Origin of the sequence: Parasphingopyxis marina (assembly GCF_014237875.1) — a bacterium.
Classification (GTDB): Bacteria; Pseudomonadota; Alphaproteobacteria; order Sphingomonadales; family Sphingomonadaceae; genus Parasphingopyxis; species Parasphingopyxis marina.
Genome location: NZ_JACJVJ010000001.1, coordinates 670,354 through 685,887 on the forward strand (window position 1 = coordinate 670,354; position 15,534 = coordinate 685,887).

Annotated in this window: 13 protein-coding genes and 1 pseudogene; 8 read left to right on the plus strand and 6 right to left on the minus strand. The window is 64.9% G+C overall.

The window, feature by feature from the left end:
• Positions 1-46: 46 nt before the first annotated feature.
• From H6P80_RS03375 to H6P80_RS03385, 3 genes and pseudogenes are all read right to left on the minus strand, one after another.
• Positions 47-553, minus strand: coding sequence for a flavin reductase family protein (locus H6P80_RS03375; protein ID WP_185799922.1), 507 nt, complete (start codon positions 551-553; stop codon positions 47-49).
• A 16-nt stretch (positions 554-569) separates the two neighbouring features.
• A pseudogene (ribB, locus tag H6P80_RS03380) lies at positions 570-1,211 on the minus strand (3,4-dihydroxy-2-butanone-4-phosphate synthase); the annotation flags it as partial.
• 76 nt (positions 1,212-1,287) lie between these two features.
• On the minus strand, positions 1,288-2,964 hold the full coding sequence (locus tag H6P80_RS03385) for a CocE/NonD family hydrolase (protein WP_185799924.1): 1,677 nt from the start codon (positions 2,962-2,964) through the stop codon (positions 1,288-1,290).
• A 513-nt stretch (positions 2,965-3,477) separates the two neighbouring features.
• Between H6P80_RS03385 and H6P80_RS16440 the strand changes: the two genes are divergently transcribed.
• From H6P80_RS16440 to H6P80_RS03400, 3 genes are all read left to right on the plus strand, one after another.
• On the plus strand, positions 3,478-4,218 hold the full coding sequence (locus H6P80_RS16440; protein WP_185799925.1) for a hypothetical protein: 741 nt from the start codon (positions 3,478-3,480) through the stop codon (positions 4,216-4,218).
• Positions 4,219-4,542: 324 nt separating this feature from the next.
• Positions 4,543-5,544 (plus strand): Rieske 2Fe-2S domain-containing protein, encoded by a 1,002-nt coding sequence (locus tag H6P80_RS03395; RefSeq protein WP_185799926.1) that lies wholly within the window; start codon positions 4,543-4,545, stop codon positions 5,542-5,544.
• A gap of 22 nt (positions 5,545-5,566) precedes the next feature.
• Positions 5,567-6,307 carry an SDR family NAD(P)-dependent oxidoreductase gene (locus tag H6P80_RS03400; RefSeq protein WP_185799927.1) on the plus strand — a complete coding sequence of 247 codons (741 nt, stop codon included), beginning with the start codon at positions 5,567-5,569 and terminating at the stop codon, positions 6,305-6,307.
• A 32-nt stretch (positions 6,308-6,339) separates the two neighbouring features.
• On the opposite strand, the gene H6P80_RS03405 is transcribed toward H6P80_RS03400, so the two are convergent.
• The 3 genes from H6P80_RS03405 to H6P80_RS03415 all read right to left on the minus strand — a co-directional run bounded on the left by H6P80_RS03405 (position 6,340) and on the right by H6P80_RS03415 (position 9,707).
• On the minus strand, positions 6,340-7,296 hold the full coding sequence (locus H6P80_RS03405) for an amidohydrolase family protein (RefSeq protein WP_185799928.1): 957 nt from the start codon (positions 7,294-7,296) through the stop codon (positions 6,340-6,342).
• Positions 7,297-7,304: 8 nt separating this feature from the next.
• Positions 7,305-8,663, minus strand: coding sequence for an MFS transporter (locus H6P80_RS03410; RefSeq protein ID WP_185799929.1), 1,359 nt, complete (start codon positions 8,661-8,663; stop codon positions 7,305-7,307).
• A gap of 108 nt (positions 8,664-8,771) precedes the next feature.
• Positions 8,772-9,707: an alpha/beta fold hydrolase gene (locus H6P80_RS03415; protein WP_185799930.1), complete on the minus strand. Its 936-nt coding sequence runs from the start codon at positions 9,705-9,707 to the stop codon at positions 8,772-8,774.
• A gap of 384 nt (positions 9,708-10,091) precedes the next feature.
• Between H6P80_RS03415 and H6P80_RS03420 the strand changes: the two genes are divergently transcribed.
• From H6P80_RS03420 to H6P80_RS03440, 5 genes are read left to right on the plus strand one after another with little or no spacing between them, the layout of a single operon-like run.
• Positions 10,092-11,087, plus strand: a complete 996-nt coding sequence (locus H6P80_RS03420) for a methyltransferase (RefSeq protein WP_185799931.1) — start codon at positions 10,092-10,094, stop codon at positions 11,085-11,087.
• Between the two features lie 16 nt (positions 11,088-11,103).
• Positions 11,104-12,591: an FAD-linked oxidase C-terminal domain-containing protein gene (locus tag H6P80_RS03425; RefSeq protein ID WP_221892867.1), complete on the plus strand. Its 1,488-nt coding sequence runs from the start codon at positions 11,104-11,106 to the stop codon at positions 12,589-12,591.
• A 3-nt stretch (positions 12,592-12,594) separates the two neighbouring features.
• On the plus strand, positions 12,595-13,743 hold the full coding sequence (gene glcE, locus H6P80_RS03430) for a glycolate oxidase subunit GlcE (protein ID WP_185799932.1): 1,149 nt from the start codon (positions 12,595-12,597) through the stop codon (positions 13,741-13,743).
• On the plus strand, positions 13,733-15,082 hold the full coding sequence (glcF, locus tag H6P80_RS03435) for a glycolate oxidase subunit GlcF (RefSeq protein ID WP_185799933.1): 1,350 nt from the start codon (positions 13,733-13,735) through the stop codon (positions 15,080-15,082). Before glcE ends, glcF begins: the two co-directional genes overlap by 11 nt.
• Positions 15,069-15,515 carry a GlcG/HbpS family heme-binding protein gene (locus tag H6P80_RS03440; protein WP_185799934.1) on the plus strand — a complete coding sequence of 149 codons (447 nt, stop codon included), beginning with the start codon at positions 15,069-15,071 and terminating at the stop codon, positions 15,513-15,515. Before glcF ends, H6P80_RS03440 begins: the two co-directional genes overlap by 14 nt.
• Positions 15,516-15,534: the final 19 nt, after the last annotated feature.

The window sequence follows — 15,534 nt, forward strand, 5'->3', positions numbered from 1 at the left end:
CCGCGGTGGAAACCGCGTGCGGCCGGCCTTTTTTCGGAAGCTGCGGCTAGACGAGATCGAGCGGATTGCCGATCCGCGCATAGCGGCCATCGACATAGATGAGCGGGCTGACGCTGCCGTTGACGGCGACCTCCTCGACCTGGCCGATCACGATATGGTGGGTTCCGTAGTCGAACGCCTTGTCGTTGCGGCAGAGGAAGCTCGCCTGTGCGTCCGCGAGGACCGGGCAGCCATCGGGCGCGCCTCCCCAGTTGCCGAAGGCGAAGCGCGCCTCGCCCTTCTCCTTGCCGCTGCAGGCGGTGGAGATTTCGCTATGATCGCTGTGCAGGATGTTGACGCAGAAATCCGCGCCCTCGGAGAGCGGGGCATAGAGGCTCGCCGAACGGTTGACGCAGATCAGCAGCGAAGGCGGATCCATGCTGAGTTCGCTGACCGCGGTCGCGGCCATCGCGTAGCGCTGGCCTTCGTGCCGGCAGGTAATGACGACCACGGCCTTGGCGAGGCGGCGCAGGCCGTCGCGCAGGGCCTCGGCGACGGTTGTTGGGCTATCCATGTGCTTTCTCCAGAGTGCGCCGATAGGCGATAAGGTCCTCTATCGATCCGATCCGCAGCCCGTGAAGCCGGGCGAACCGCCTGAGCTCCGGCAGCCGCGCCATCGTGCCGTCGTCGTTCATGATCTCGCAGATCACCCCGGCCGGCGTTAACCCGGAGAGGCGGGCGATGTCGACCGCCGCCTCGGTATGGCCGGGCCGTTCGATCACGCCGCCGGGCCGGGCGACGAGCGGGAAGACATGGCCGGGCGAAACGATATCGGCCGCGCCGTTCGCGGGATCGACGGCGGCGGCGATGGTGACGGCGCGGTCGTGCGCCGAGATTCCGGTGGTAACCCCGCGTACCGCCTCTATCGAGACGGTGAAGGCCGTGCCCAGCGGCGATTGGTTGCGCTTGACCATCGGTTCCAGGCCGAGCTCTTGCGCGCGTTCCCGGGTGATGGCGAGACAGATCAGTCCGCGCGCATGCTTCGCCATAAAGTTGATCTCGCGATCCGATACGAACTGCGCGGGCAGGACGATATCGCCTTCATTTTCCCGGTCGTGCGAATCGACGAGAATGAAAGGCTTGCCCGCTTGCGCTTCGGCAATAATCTCCGGGATGGACGAAAAGATATCCGGCGTCGCGTTCCGGTTATGCTCCGCGCGGCGCTCGAGCAGCGCCGACAATTTCGGACATGGCGCGCTCAGCCCGTATTCGAGCGTGTCGATATAGGGCTGGCGCCCGACAACGGCGTCACTGCGCATCGGCAAGTTCCTCGGCAAGCGTCACCATGGGGACGAGAAGATAGGATTCGGCGCCGGGGCCGGTGTGAATCCGGTTGGTGCCGATATTCACCGTGTCCTCGTGCCGCATGTAGAGCATCGGTTTGGGATAATTGTAGATATCGCGTCCCTTCACGCGCAGGCGCAGCACGTCGCCGGCTGAAAAGCGCGTGCCGGAGGGCAGGATTTCGACATGCGCTTCGACGACCTCGCCGGGCGCGACTTTCTGCTCGGTCGCGTTGGTCAGGATGGGCTGATATTCCGTGCTCTGCCCGGGATCGAGCTCGCGGCGCGACAGGCGCAGCCAGCCAAAGGCGACCGGGCCGTCCTCGAAAAAGGCGTAATGGGTGAAGCCCGTCTTGCTTGTCCCGCCGTCGAGCTTCTCGATCGTGACGAACAGGTCCATATCGTCCGCTTCGTCGGCCGAGACATGCAGGCAGAGCTTCATATGGCCGACGAGTTCGGCATCCTCTTCGAAGCGATAGTCGAAATTCGCTTCCTGGGCGTCGTCCAGCGGATCGTAACTCACCGAGCATTTTTCGGCGGGAACTTCCCCGTTGAGGCTGCCCTCGCCGGCGTCGAGATAGAGCCGGCGATAGTCGGTGTTCTCGACCGGCCATGCGGCAGCGGTTTTTTGCGTCGCGACGCCGTGGCGATCGCGGACATGCAGCCTGACCGCCGGCCATTGCGTGATCTCGCTATCCTCGCCCTTGAGGAAATGATCGAAAAAGGCGGACTGGCGAGCGATGGATTGCGGCTCGTAGAAATAGGCCCATTTCTTGCTGCCGTGGATCTCCAGCCATTTCTGCGGCGAGGCGATCCTCTTGAAGCCTTCGAGCGTACCGCGCGTATGGACGCCGTGGTCGCTCCAGCTCGAAACGACATAGGCGGGCACGTCGATATTCGAAAATTCGGGAACCTTGGATTTCCAGTAATCGTCGAAAAACAGATGCTCGCGCGTGAGCGCCCAGAGATCTTCGACCTTATGGTCCGACACGCCCCAGCGGACCTGGATGTGCGGCCAGAAATAGGTTTCCGGGATGCCGCCATGGCGGACGATATCGTTGAACGTGTCCGACCAGCCTTCCCAGGGGTTGATCGCTGCGAGATGGGGCGGGTTGAGCGCTGCGACGCGCCATTGCGCGGAGGCGAGATAGGATACGCCGGACAGGCCGACCTTGCCGTTGCTCCAGTCCTGCGTGCCGGCCCACTCGATAAGGTCGTAATGCGCCTCGGCCTCGCGCGGTGTGAAATAGCCGCCTTCGGTGTTCGCATACCAGTTGCCGGGTGTTTCGGCATGGATCACGGCATAGCCGCGCGGTACCCAATAGGCGGGATCGGGCGCTTCGAAGATGCAAAGGTCGGACTGCCATTCTTCCAGCACGCCGGAAGCGGGATAGAGTTTGCCGAGCGGCGTCGGATCGTGCTTGCCATAGGGCGTCCATACGACGAGCGGCGGTACGGGCCGGCTTTCGTCGGCCGGGCGGAACAGGTCGATATAGATGGTGAACCCGAATCGCGTCGGCACCTCGACATCGCGTTCGATGATCATACCGTCCCGGACGATGCGCTCATATTTGCGCGGACGTCCGTCCCTATATTCGGGCGAATTGAGCGGTTCTCGAAGCCGTTCCAAATAGCTGCCCATCGGGTTCTCTCCATTGCTTGCCTGTTTTGTCCGGCCAATCTAGCGGGCCGAATGTTTAAATTCAATACATCTATAAATTATACATGCCGGCGCGGAGTAGGGTGCGCTCGGCTGCCGCTTTCGGTCGATAGCAGCCGGGCCGCGCGGATGCGCGCGCCCTGGGCTTCTCCCCGCCACGCACGCCGCCAGCCCTCTTCTCGGCGCCGCGAAAATCCGGCAGCCGCCTGGTTGCGGCCGCGCGCGCGAGGCAAGACGGGCGCGGCGCGGGCGGCCGCTGCTGTCTTTCCCGGGTGGGCCCGGTCGCCAGGCCCGTTTATTCTATCACAGTAGAAAATATACCTTGGTGACGACAGGCGGGCCTTGCGTTCCGGAGCATCCATCTTGCGGCTCCGAAATTGTGGCGCCGTGTTGCCCAAATATCAAAGCCCGGCTAGTCAGTACGAGGCGATTCCGCCGCGAATTCGATGGGATAGGCAATTTCGCCGGCGTCGAAGCAGACAGGAGACCCGGCCCGTGCCCGGCAAGACGACATCGGCTGATGAGGCCCAGAAAAAGGCGGCCGGGAAAAAGCCGGTTGGAAAAAAGCCGGCGGCCAAGACGAAAAGCCGGTCGATCGGGCGGCCGAAGGGAAAGCGCCGGATCGGCAAGACGTTTCTCGTCGACAAGACGGTCGAGCTCCTCAGGACCGTGCCGCCCGAGAAATTGTCGCTGTCGATGGCGGCGCGTCACGCCGGCGTGCATCTGACGCTGTTCAAATATTATTTCACGGACCGCACGCGCCTGCTGGTCGATGTCGCCAGGACGCTGTCGATAGCGCTGGGCGACGGAGTCGCGGCGATCGAGACCAAAGAACTGCCGGCGCCCGAGCGGCTCCGTATCCGGATCGATGCGATGGTCGACTTCTTCTTCACCAACCCCTTCTATTACCGGCTGATGGTTGAAATTATCGGCGACGATACCGATCCGCTGGCGACCGAGCTGATCACGGTGTGGATGTCGAAGACGCTCGACATCTACAAGGAGATTATCGACGCCGGCGAAGCCGAAGGGTCGCTGCGGCCGATCGATCCCTATTTCACCTTCGTCGCCATCATGGGGGTGTGCGAGCAGTTCCAGCATGCCTCCCGTATCGTCGAGCGGACCCAGGCCGTCGGCGGCGGCAGGAGCCGCAACACCGCCGCCGAGTATAAGGCGTTCGTTTACGAGCTGATGATCAAGGGACTCGGCACCGAAAAGCTGGCCAAGGCGCGCTAGCCCCCGGCCGCGAATATATGGGCCGGCGCTCTCGCGCGGCACTAATTCATATTCTCTAGAAATAAATCGGGCGTCGTCGTTCGTGCCCGCCACACATCGAGGCGAGCGAAAATCGCCGCCGGTCGTTGCGTCTTTTCCCACATTCCTCGAACATTTGCTGGTGCGCGCGGCGGTTGGCGCGGGGTGGCCGTGGCGACGGAGCGCCGCCGCAGCGGCGGCAGCGGCCATTTTTCCCGAATTATTTTATAGATACCTATAAAATCTTTTATTTTGGACGGCTACGTGTTACGCGACTCCAAAATACGGAGAAACAGGATGTCTTTTATGGAACCGAACGAAGCGGAAATGCTCGCCCAGCCGCGACGCCCCGATTATCTGGGCCGGGAATATGGCCGGGAGCATGACGGCAAATATCTGAAGAACTGGAATCCGCTGCTGCTCTCGTCGAATCTGCCCCAGGGCGAGATCGTCGGCGTGGATTTCCTGGGAACGCGCGTCATCGTCTATCGCGACGAGGCCGGGCAGGCCATCGTGCAGAGCGCCTATTGCCCGCATGTCGGCGCCGATCTGTCGTGCGGCGAAATCGTCGATGGCAAGGTCCGCTGCCCCTATCACCACTGGAAATTCGCGGCCGACGGCAAATGCGCCGAAATTCCCGGCGAAACCGTGATTCCGCGCGTTGCCAAAATCTACAATTATCCGGCGGCGGAACGCTGGGGGATGATCTGGGCCTTTAACGGCGAGGAAGCGCTTTTCGACCTGCCGGAAATGCCCAATATCGCCGAGGAAGACCTGGTCTACGAGGCCTTTCATCGCGGGGTCCGTCCGATCGAAGGGTGGATCGGATCGTCCAACCTCGTCGACTTCCAGCATCTCAAGACCGTGCACGGGATCCCCGATCCCTATCCGACCAAGGTCGATTATGACGATTATCTCGTCACCGTTCGCCAGGAATCGGACAACCGTATCGCCGATACGCAGCTTTACGGCGGTACCTGGCTGACTGCGCACATGCAGTTTTCCGACGGGACCGAACGGTTTTTCATGGCCGGCAGCTCGCAGGTCGCGCCCGGCTTTTCGGATTCCTTTTTCGTCGTCGCCATGCGTCGCTCGCAGGCGGAGGAATTGGGCGAAGAGGGGACGAATGAAGAGCTGAAAAACCGCATCGCCTATATGCACAAGCTCTATTCGGAGGACGAGCCGATCCTCTTCTCGATCCGCTTCCGCGGTTACGGGAAGAGCGCGCTGCTCGGTGCCGACAAATATTTCGGCCAGTTCCTGCGCTATATCGAGCAATATCCCCGGTCCGCGCCCTTCGACGTCTAGGCCGCAGCAAGGAAATATCGCCATGAATGCAACGACCGACCCCGCCGGCCGGATCGCGCTGGTCACCGGTGCCAACAAGGGTATCGGCCGGGAGATCGCCAAGGGCCTGGCCGAAGGCGGGGCGACCGTGCTGCTCGGCGCGCGCAACGCCGAGGCGGGGCGTGCGGCGGCGGAAGAGCTGGCCGCTAAAGGCCTGAGCGTCGAATTCCTGGCCGTCGACATAACCGATGCCGATTCGGTGGGGAACGCGGCCTCCGAAATCGAAAAGCGCTTCGGCCGCCTCGACATTCTCGTCAACAATGCCGGCATTTCCGTCGACAAGGGTGCGCCGCCGAGCCAGGCCGATCTCGGCTTGATGCGCGATACCTATGAAACCAACGTCTTCGGCGTCGTCGCGATGATCCAGGCGATGCTGCCCTTGCTCCGCAAATCCGATGCCGGGCGGATCGTCAACATGTCGACCGGGCTGGGTTCGCTCACATTGACCCGCGGCGCCGATGCTCCGCTCTCCTTCAGCCGCCTGCTTGCCTATAATTCGTCCAAGACCGCTGTGAACGCGGTCACCGTGCAGTTCGCCAACGAGCTGCTCGACACGCCGATCAAGGTCAACGCCGCCAATCCCGGCCTCTGCGCGACCGACCTTTCGAACGGCAACGGGCGTCCCCCCAGCGAGGGCGCGGCGGTCGCGATCGAACTCGCGCTGCTCGACGCCGATGGGCCGACGGGCGGGCATTATGGCGATACCGGGCCGGTGCCCTGGTAGGATCTGCGCGGTCGGTGCGTCGCGGCGCCGCGCTATGCCGCCCGATGGCGAAAGATATGCTCACCGGTTTCCTGCAATACCTGCCTTGCCTCGCTTTCGGTTAGCCGGCTGCAGGCCGCATGCGCTTCGGCGACCAGCTGCCGATAGGGCCGCGTCGAATTGCCGAAATCCGAACCCCACATCAAGCGCTCGGCGCCGAACGTATCGACCGCCGTGCGCAGAAAGGCCGAGGTCGCTATTCCGGCGTTGTAGAGGATGTCGAGGTCCAGCGTCGTCCATTTGAACAGGATGTTGGGAAGGCCGACCATTTCGAAATGGTCGGGCAAAAGTCCGTTGTCCGAATCCGCGCCGCCTAGCCATCCCAGATGTTCGAGGACGATGATATTGTCGGGGAAGCGCCCGGCGAGATCGCGCACGGCCGTCAGCGCCGTCGAGGTCGGCCGGGGCGGCAGATAGGTCATGCAGATCGGCAGGCTCAGGTCCCGGGCCAGAGAGCAGATGGCGAGCGCCTCGGGCGAGTTGAGCCAGGGCAGGGTGCCGTCGCCGGTGTCGAAACCGGTCAGGCGGACCGCGGTGATCCGGCGATGGGCCGCGAAATCGGCCAGCATCCGGGGGCTTTCGGGGTTGCTGGCCTCCAGCATGATCTCGGTAGCGATGCGTTCGGGAAAGGCGTCGGCGACGTCGAGCAGATAGCTGTTGTCGCCCTTGTACGCGCCGCGATACTGGACGCCGACCCCGCCGCTCACGCCGAGCGCGTCCCACAGCGCCAGCATCGGCGCGGGCATTACCGGATGGCTGAGGATTCGGGCACGCATCACCTCTTCGGGTTCGCGGGCGCCGCGCGGATCGATCGGATAGCGGGCGATGTCGTTGGTGAAAAAATGGATATGGCTGTCGTAGAGCGCCGCCGCCGGCGCGGCCGCGTGCGCCGCATGGCCCAGGAACGGCGCGAGCGCGACGCCGGCGAGCACCGATCTCCGGGACAGCATGATCGGGCCTATCCGCGCGCCGGGGCGAGCCTGGCCTCGCGCGGCGCGGCGGCGCTCTTGGTGATGTGGAAGATGAACATCGCCGCCGCCGCGATCAGCAAAGGCGCGGCGATCGCCGAGTAGATCCACAGCGCCGGCCATTGGGCGGCCAGCATCGCGCCGCCGAGCCCCGGGCCGATCATCGAGGTGATGCGCCCGATGCCGCCGGCCCAGCCGATGCCGGTCGAACGGTTCGAGGAGGGGTAGCTCGAGGCGACCAGCGCGTTGAGCCCGGCCTGCGAGCCGATGACGAGCAGCCCGAAGGAGAAGCCCAGTACCCAGCCGAGCACCGGCGCCTGGGCGACGAGGGTCAGCGCCGCCATGGCGAAGAAGGACACGAACAAGGTCATGGTCAGCGACGCCGGCATGCCGAACCGCTTCATCAGGAAGGTGAGCAGGATCGGCCCCGTGATCGCGCCGAAGGCGGAGAAGGAGGACATGCGCGTCGCGGTGGAAGGATCGAGCCCGCCCAGCACATGGAGATAGCTGGGCAGCCAGGCGGAGAAGGAAGCGACCGAACACAGCGCGCCGCCCATCGCGATCCATAGCAGCAGGGTCATGAGCGCGCGGCCGTCGCGGAACAGCCCGGCGACCGGCGAACCGCTGGCCTGGATCTCGTCGGTGACGAACACCGTGCCCGGCGCGAAGGTGAGCCCCGGATCCACTTTTCGCAGCGTCTCGCCGATCCGCGGATCGGCGGCGTCGCGCGTGACGAGGTAGCGGCAGGATTCGGGCAGATAGACATAGAGGACCGGCACGAGCAGCAGGAGCGCGATGCCGCCGGCCCAGAAAGCGGCTTCCCAGCTGTGCCAGGCGATGAAGGTCGGGCCGACAAGTCCGGCCAGCGACGCGCCGAGGCCATGGCCGATGAACAGCCAGGTGATCAGTTTCCCGCGCCGGCTTTCGGGCATCAATTCGGTTACCAGCGCGACGATATTCGGCATCGTGCCGCCCAGCGCGCCGAAAGCGAGAAAGCGCACAAAGGTGAATTCGCCCAGCGTGCCCACCATGGTCGAAAGGATCGTCAACACGCCGAACGTCGCGGAGCCGATCAGCACGATGCCGCGCCGGCCGATACGGTCGGCCAGCACCGGGATCGTGTAAAAGCCGAGCGCCATGCCCGCCGCCTGGGCGGTGAAGACAAAGCCCATCGAGGGAATCGGAATATCGAGGCTTCGCGCGATGAACGGCGCAAGATTGGCGACGATATAGGCGTCATAGCCTTCGAGAGCCATCAACAGGCCGCAAAAGGCGTAAATGCCCCAACGGTATCGGCCCATGGCCGGTTGCTCGAGAACCGAGTCGATCGAATGAACCGAAGACGCCATATATTCCCTCTCCACCCTGCGCTTCCCGGCAGTTTGGGGTTGTTGCTATCACCAGACTCCGGTCACAGCAATATATTCTATTGCTTTTTAATTTAGGTGCGTCGGCGCTCAGCCGGACCGCGAATGTCTCCCGATGAAATCGAGAATGGCGGCGTTGAACGCATCCGGCTGCTCCCAATAGAGCGAGTGTCCGGCTTCGGCGACGATGACCAGTTCGTTCGGCTGCACCCGGCGCGCCACAAAGCGCATCAGCGAGGGCGGTATCATCAGGTCGGCGCCGCCGGTCATGAGCAGCAGCGGCGCGGAGATCGAAGCGATGCGCGCAAGGGTGATCGGACTCTCGGTCGACTGGCGCACGCTTCCGCCCTGCCAGGCGATGTCTTCAAGCGCCTCCCATGCGGCCACGCCTTCCCGGTTGCCGGCGCGATAGGAGGGGCCGAGCTCGCTAAAGGCGTGCGAAATCCCGTACACGCCGGGCGGGAACATCTGCCGGGCTATCTCCAGGAACTCGGGATCGCTGATCCCCATATGGCCCGACGAAAGGGCGACGCTCAGGGCCCGGCCCGGATGATCGAGCGCGAATTCCAGGGCCGGCAGCGCGCCGCCGGCGCTGCCGACAAGGTGCGCGGCCGGAATCCGGAGATAGTCGAGCAGGGCGGCAAGGTCCGCCGTAACCGTGCCGGGCTCTGCGGGATCGATGGGGTCGGACCGATAATGGCCGCGCCCCGAATAGGTGATGACGCGGTAGCCGGCCGCGGCGAACGGGCCTTGCTGGTAAGCCCAGACGGCGTAACTGCCGGTCCAGGGATGACACAGGACCACCGGCTCCCCGTCTCCGCCGGTGTCCTGATACCAGAGGCGGGTCTGCGGCAGCGTGGCCAGGCCTTCGTCCTGCGGTCGGAGTGGCGGCGGCGGGGGCCAGGCGGTCTGCGCGGCGCGCATGGAGAGGGAAACGGGCGCGGCGTAGGCGGTCCTTGTGCAGGCGGCGGCCGCGAGCGTGCCGGCGATACCGGTAAGGGCGCCCCTGCGGCTAAGGCCGGTCATGCGGACGGTGCACGGCTAGACAAGAGGCATCCGGGATGCGGATACCGGGATGGACGCGGCGATCGAACGGTGCCGATGAGGGCGCGTAGCTCCGATATTGGACGAGTGCAAAGGCCATATCCTCCCCCGAACGTTCGAGCGCCAGTCTAAAAGGGCCTTTGTCGCCGCGCAAGATATTATAGACATATTGAAAATAATGCTGCTACAGAGGTCCGGCGATGGCGGATCCCCGGAACATCCATTTAAAAAGCTTTTTGGTGGAACTATTTGGCGGTTTTCCGCTGGGCTATCGGGGAAAAGCAAAACTATTAAAAGCAAGTCGAATTAACGACGCTGAAAAATAAACGCGCCAGAGGCGCGCGAAGGCAAGGAGGGGACAGGCATATGACGGACGATCCGCGAGCGGAATTGCGGGATTCGATCACGGCGGGGTGGCGAACCAGGTTGATATATGCCGGGGTCAAGAGCGGGCTGATAGATGCGCTTTCCGCCGAGCCGCGTTCTGCCGGAGAATGCGCGCGCGAGCTCAGCCTCCACGAGGACACGACGTTTCGCGTGTTGCGCGCGCTCGCCACATTCGGCGTGTGCGATCATGTCGCTGACCGCGATTTCGTGCTGACGCCAAAGGGCGCGATGTTGCAGTCCGGCGCCTCGCTGTCGTTGCGCGGCATGGCGCTGCACTGGGGCGGGCGCACCATGGCTTCGCTCGAAACCGTCGGCGCCACGCTGGAAACCGGCGAACCCGGCTGGGGCGGCGGCGACTTTGCCGGTCTGCTCGCGGACCCGGTCGAATCGGACATCTTCTACCGGGCGATGGCCGAGCAATCGCTCCCGGTTGCCCGGGCGCTTGCCGAGGCATGCGATTTCGGCGGTTTCGAAGCCGTAATGGATGTCGGCGCCGGCTATGGCGCGGTGCTGGCGGAAATCCTGAAGGCCACTCCGTCGATCCGCGGCATCGTCTACGATCTCGAAGGCGTGGCGGCGGGCGCGCAGGCCTATCTCGCCGAGGCGGGGGTGGGCGAGCGCGTCGAATTCCTTCCGGGGAGCTTTTTCGATGGCGTGCCGGCCCGGGCGGACTGTCTGGTCCTCAAATTCATCCTTCACGACTGGTCCGACGCGGAAGTGGCGACGATCATGGCGAACTGCCGCGAGGCCCTGCCCGTTGGCGGGACGGTTTTCGTCATCGAGAAGATATTGCCCGAAACGGTCGGTCCCGAGGATGAAAGCGCCGTGCGTTCGGACCTCGTCATGATGCCGATCAACGGCAAGGAGCGGACGAAGCGGGAGTATAAGCAGATCGCCGCCGATGCCGGCTTCAATTATGTCCGGGCTGCCTTTCTGGTGGACGAATGCTCGGTCATCGAGCTCGAAGCGGTTTAGGATATCGGGCGGAGGGATGGCGACCGGCCCCGCCCTTGCCAATTCGGCGCCGCCGCGTGACGCGATCGTGGCGGCGATGCGCGATATCCTGCCCGCCGATGGCGTCGTCGACGACGCGGCGGGCCTGCGCTCCTATGAATCGGACGGCCTCACGGCCTATCGGCAGGTTCCGCTCGTCGCCGTGCTTCCCGAAACCACCGCCCAGGTCGCGGCGATCCTGCGCTGGTGTCATGCGCGCGGCGTAAAGGTCGTCCCGCGCGGATCGGGCACGTCCCTGTCCGGGGGCGCGCTGCCGCTGGCGGACGGCGTGCTCCTCGTCCTTTCGAAGATGCGGGCGATCCTGGACATCGATTATGCCAATCGCGTCGCCGTCCTCCAGCCGGGCATCGCCAATCTGGCCGTCACCCAGGCCGTGGAAGCCGAGGGCTTCTATTATGCGCCCGATCCTTCCTCGCAGATCATCTGCTCGATCGGCGGCAATGTCGCTGAAAATTCGGGCGGGGTTCACTGTCTCAAATACGGGATCACCACCAACAATGTGCTGGGCGTCGAGCTGGTCCTGATGGACGGCGAGACCGTTCGCCTCGGCGGCACCCTGCTCGAACAGCAGGGCCTGGACCTGCTCGGCCTGATCGTCGGTTCGGAAGGGCTGCTGGGAATCGTGACCGAAGTCACGGTGCGGATCCTTCCCAAACCGCAAACGGCGCGCGCGCTGCTGCTGGGCTTCGCGACGATCGAGCATGCCAGCCAGTTCGTGGCCGATGTGATTTCAGGCGGGATCATACCGGCAGGCATGGAGATGATGGACCGTCCGGCGATCCATGCCGCCGAGGCCTTTGTGGGCCGGGGCTATCCGCTCGATGTCGAGGCGCTCGTCATCGCCGAACTCGATGGCCCGGCGGTCGAATGCCAGCATCTTGTCGACGAAGTCGCGGCGATTGCCGGGCGCAATCATGCGGTGTCGACGCGGGTTTCCCATAGCGAGGAGGAGCGGCTCTCCTTCTGGGCGGGTCGCAAGGCGGCGTTTCCCGCCGTGGGACGGCTGGCGCCCGATTATTATTGCATGGACGGGACGATCCCCCGGCACCGGCTTGCCGAGGTGCTGCAGCGGATCGCCGCGCTTTCCAGCGAGTATGGGCTGGGGGTCGCCAATGTCTTCCATGCCGGTGACGGCAACCTGCATCCGCTGATTCTTTACGATGCCAACCGACCCGGCGAGCTCGAACGTGCCGAGGAATTCGGGGCGGATATCCTGCGGCTGTGCGTCGAGGTGGGCGGCGTGCTGACCGGCGAACATGGGGTCGGCGTGGAGAAGCGGGATCTGATGCCGGTCATGTTCACGCAAACCGATCTCGATCACCAACAGCGGGTCAAATGCGCGTTCGACCCGGAACTGCTCCTCAACCCGGGCAAGGTCTTCCCCACGCTGCGCCGCTGTGCCGAGCTTGGCCGGGTGCACGTCCATGGCGGCCGGCTGGCCTTTCCCGACATTCCCCGGTTCTGAGCGATGGAAACGGAGAGACTTCAGCGGGCGATCGCCGATGCCGGGCGGGAAGGGCGGCGGCTGGAGATTCGCGGCGGCGGCAGCAAGCGCGCGATCGGCGCGCCGCGCGACGATGCCGCGATCCTCGATACCTCGGCCTGTCGGGGGATCCTCGCCTATGATCCTGCCGAACTCGTGGTCACCGTCGGCGCGGGAACGCCGCTTGTCGAGGTCGAACAGCTGCTTGCTGATAATGGCCAGATGCTCGCCTTCGAGCCCTTCGATCATGGCCCGATCTTCGGCGAGCCCGAGGGCAAGGCAACGATCGGCGGTGTCGTGGCGGCGGGGGTGTCCGGTTCGCGCCGGCTGTCGGCGGGCGCCGCGCGCGATCACCTGCTGGGCTTCCGGGCGATATCGGGCCGCGGCGAAGCCTTTGTCGGCGGCGCCAAGGTGGTGAAGAATGTGACCGGTTACGACCTGCCCAAGGTGATGGCCGGAAGCTGGGGGCGGCTCGCGCTGCTCACCGAGCTCAGCCTCAAGGTGCTTCCCGCGCCGCGCGAGCGCGCCAGCCTGATGCTCGAAGGCCTGACCGATGCCGAGGCGATCGGCACCTTGTCGCGCGCGCTGGGCGGCGATTGCGACATCGCCGCGGCGGCGCATTTTCCGCAGGGAACGGCCCGAGCCGATGCGGTCACGCTGATGCGTCTCGAAGGGTTCGGCCCGTCGGTCGAGGCGCGGCTGGCCGCGCTGACACAGGATTATGGCGGCGCAGTCCTTCGCGGCGAGGAAGAGCGGGCGCTTTGGGAAAAGCTGAAAACGCTGGAGCCGCTCGCCGACGGCGCCCTGTTGTGGCGGATCGTCGTCCCGCCGTCCTTGGGCTGGAGGGTTCCGAAAGGACTGGACGGCTTTGCCCGTCGCTGGCTCTACGATTGGGGCGGCGGGCTCATCTGGTTGACGGCGTCCGATCCCGAGGCGCCCGTACGGCGCGTCGCCGAAAGCGTCGGCGGCCATGCCATGCTGGTCCGGGCCGCGCCCGACGTGCGCACCTTCGTCGATACCTTTCATCCCGAAGCGCCTGCCGTCGCGGCGCTTTCCCGCCGGGTCGCCGCAGGCTTCGATCCGGCCGGCGTTTTCGCTTCGGCGCGTTTTGCAGGGGGCGCCGATGCGCACTGAGTTCCCGCCGGGCAGCGCCGAACGCAGCGACATGGCGGTCAGCGAGGCCGAGGTCCGCAAATGCGTGCATTGCGGTTTCTGTCTCTCGACGTGCCCAACCTATGTGCTGCTGGGCGACGAGCGCGATTCCCCCCGGGGCCGCATCTATCTGATCAAGTCGATGCTCGAGGAGGAGGCCGCGCCCACGCCCGAGGTCGTGCGGCATATCGATCGCTGCCTGTCCTGCCTGTCCTGCGAGACGACTTGTCCCTCGGGCGTCGATTACCGGCGGCTCATCGATCACGCGCGGATTTATACCGAGGAGCATTATAAAAGGCCGCTTCATGAACGGATCGTGCGCCGCTTGGTGGCGGCGCTCCTCCCGCATCCGCGGCGGTTCCGCTTCGCTTTGCAGCTGGGCCGCCTGGCCCGGCCGCTCGCCGGGCTTTTCGGCCGGGGATCGACGATCGGGGCGATGCTGGGCCTCGTTCCGGCGCGGATGCCCGCCAGGGCGGGCCTGCAGGTGCCGTCCGGCGGCAGCCGAGGCAGGGTCGCCCTCGTCCAGGGCTGCGCGGAGCCCGTGCTCCGGCCCGAGATTCGCGCGGCGACGGCAAGATTGCTGGCGCGATCCGGCTATGAAGTCGTGTTCGTGCGCGGCGAAGGCTGTTGCGGCGCGCTCGTCCACCATATCGGGCGGGAACGCGACAGCCTCGCGGCTGCCCGCCGCAATGTCGATGTCTGGACGGCCGAGCAGGAACGGTTCGGCCTCGACGCGATCGTCACCACCGCCGCCGGCTGTGGAACGATGATCAAGGATTATGGCGCGCTGCTGCGGAACGACCCCGACTATGCCGAAAAGGCCGAGCGGATTTCGGCGATGGCCCGCGATGTGACCGAGCTTTTGTCCGAAGGCGATGTCGCCGCCGCACCGACTGGCCTCGCGGTCACCTATCACGCCGCCTGTTCGTTGCAGCACGGCCAGGGGGTCGTCGAACAGCCGATACAGCTGCTCGCTTCGGCCGGCTTTGCCGTCAGCGAACCGGCCGAGGCCCATCTGTGCTGCGGTTCGGCGGGGCTCTACAACATCCTGCAGCCCGATCTCGCAGCCAGGCTCAAGGAACGAAAGCTCGGTCATATCGCCTGCGCGAATCCCGATATCGTCGTAACCGGCAATATCGGCTGCGCGATGCAGCTCGCATCGGGAGCGGCGGTGCCCGTGCTCCATACCGCCGAAATGCTCGATTGGGCGACCGGAGGTCCGTTGCCCGCCGCATTGGCGGAAGCAGGAATCGACCGCGTTTTGGGAATTTCGCCGCGCTCGAAGACCCCGCCTCAAGGAGAAGACCATGACCCTCGATGAGAAGCCGACCATTCTATCCCTTGAGCGCGCGGAGACAATGATTGCGGCCGGCTTCCGCAAGGGCGGCGAGCTCGGTCTAAAGCCGCTCAGCATCGCCGTCCTCGATGCCGGCGGGCATCTCCTTGCCTTTGGCCGTCAGGACGGTTCGTCGATCATGCGGCCTCAGATCGCTATCGCAAAGGCCAGCGGGGCGCTCGGCCTCGGCGTGTCGTCGCGGACCATTGGCGAGATGGCCGGGGAGCGGCCGAGTTTCATTGCGGCTCTTCACCGGCTTTCGCCGCAGGGCCTATTGCCGGCGGCAGGCGGCCTGCTGGTTGCCGATAGTGAAGGTCGGCTGTTGGGCGCTATCGGCGTGACCGGCGACACGTCGGATAATGACGAGCTGTGCGCGCTTGCGGGCGTGGCCGAGGCGGGTTTCACAACGCCAGGCTAACCGGCGGGCACGAAAATTC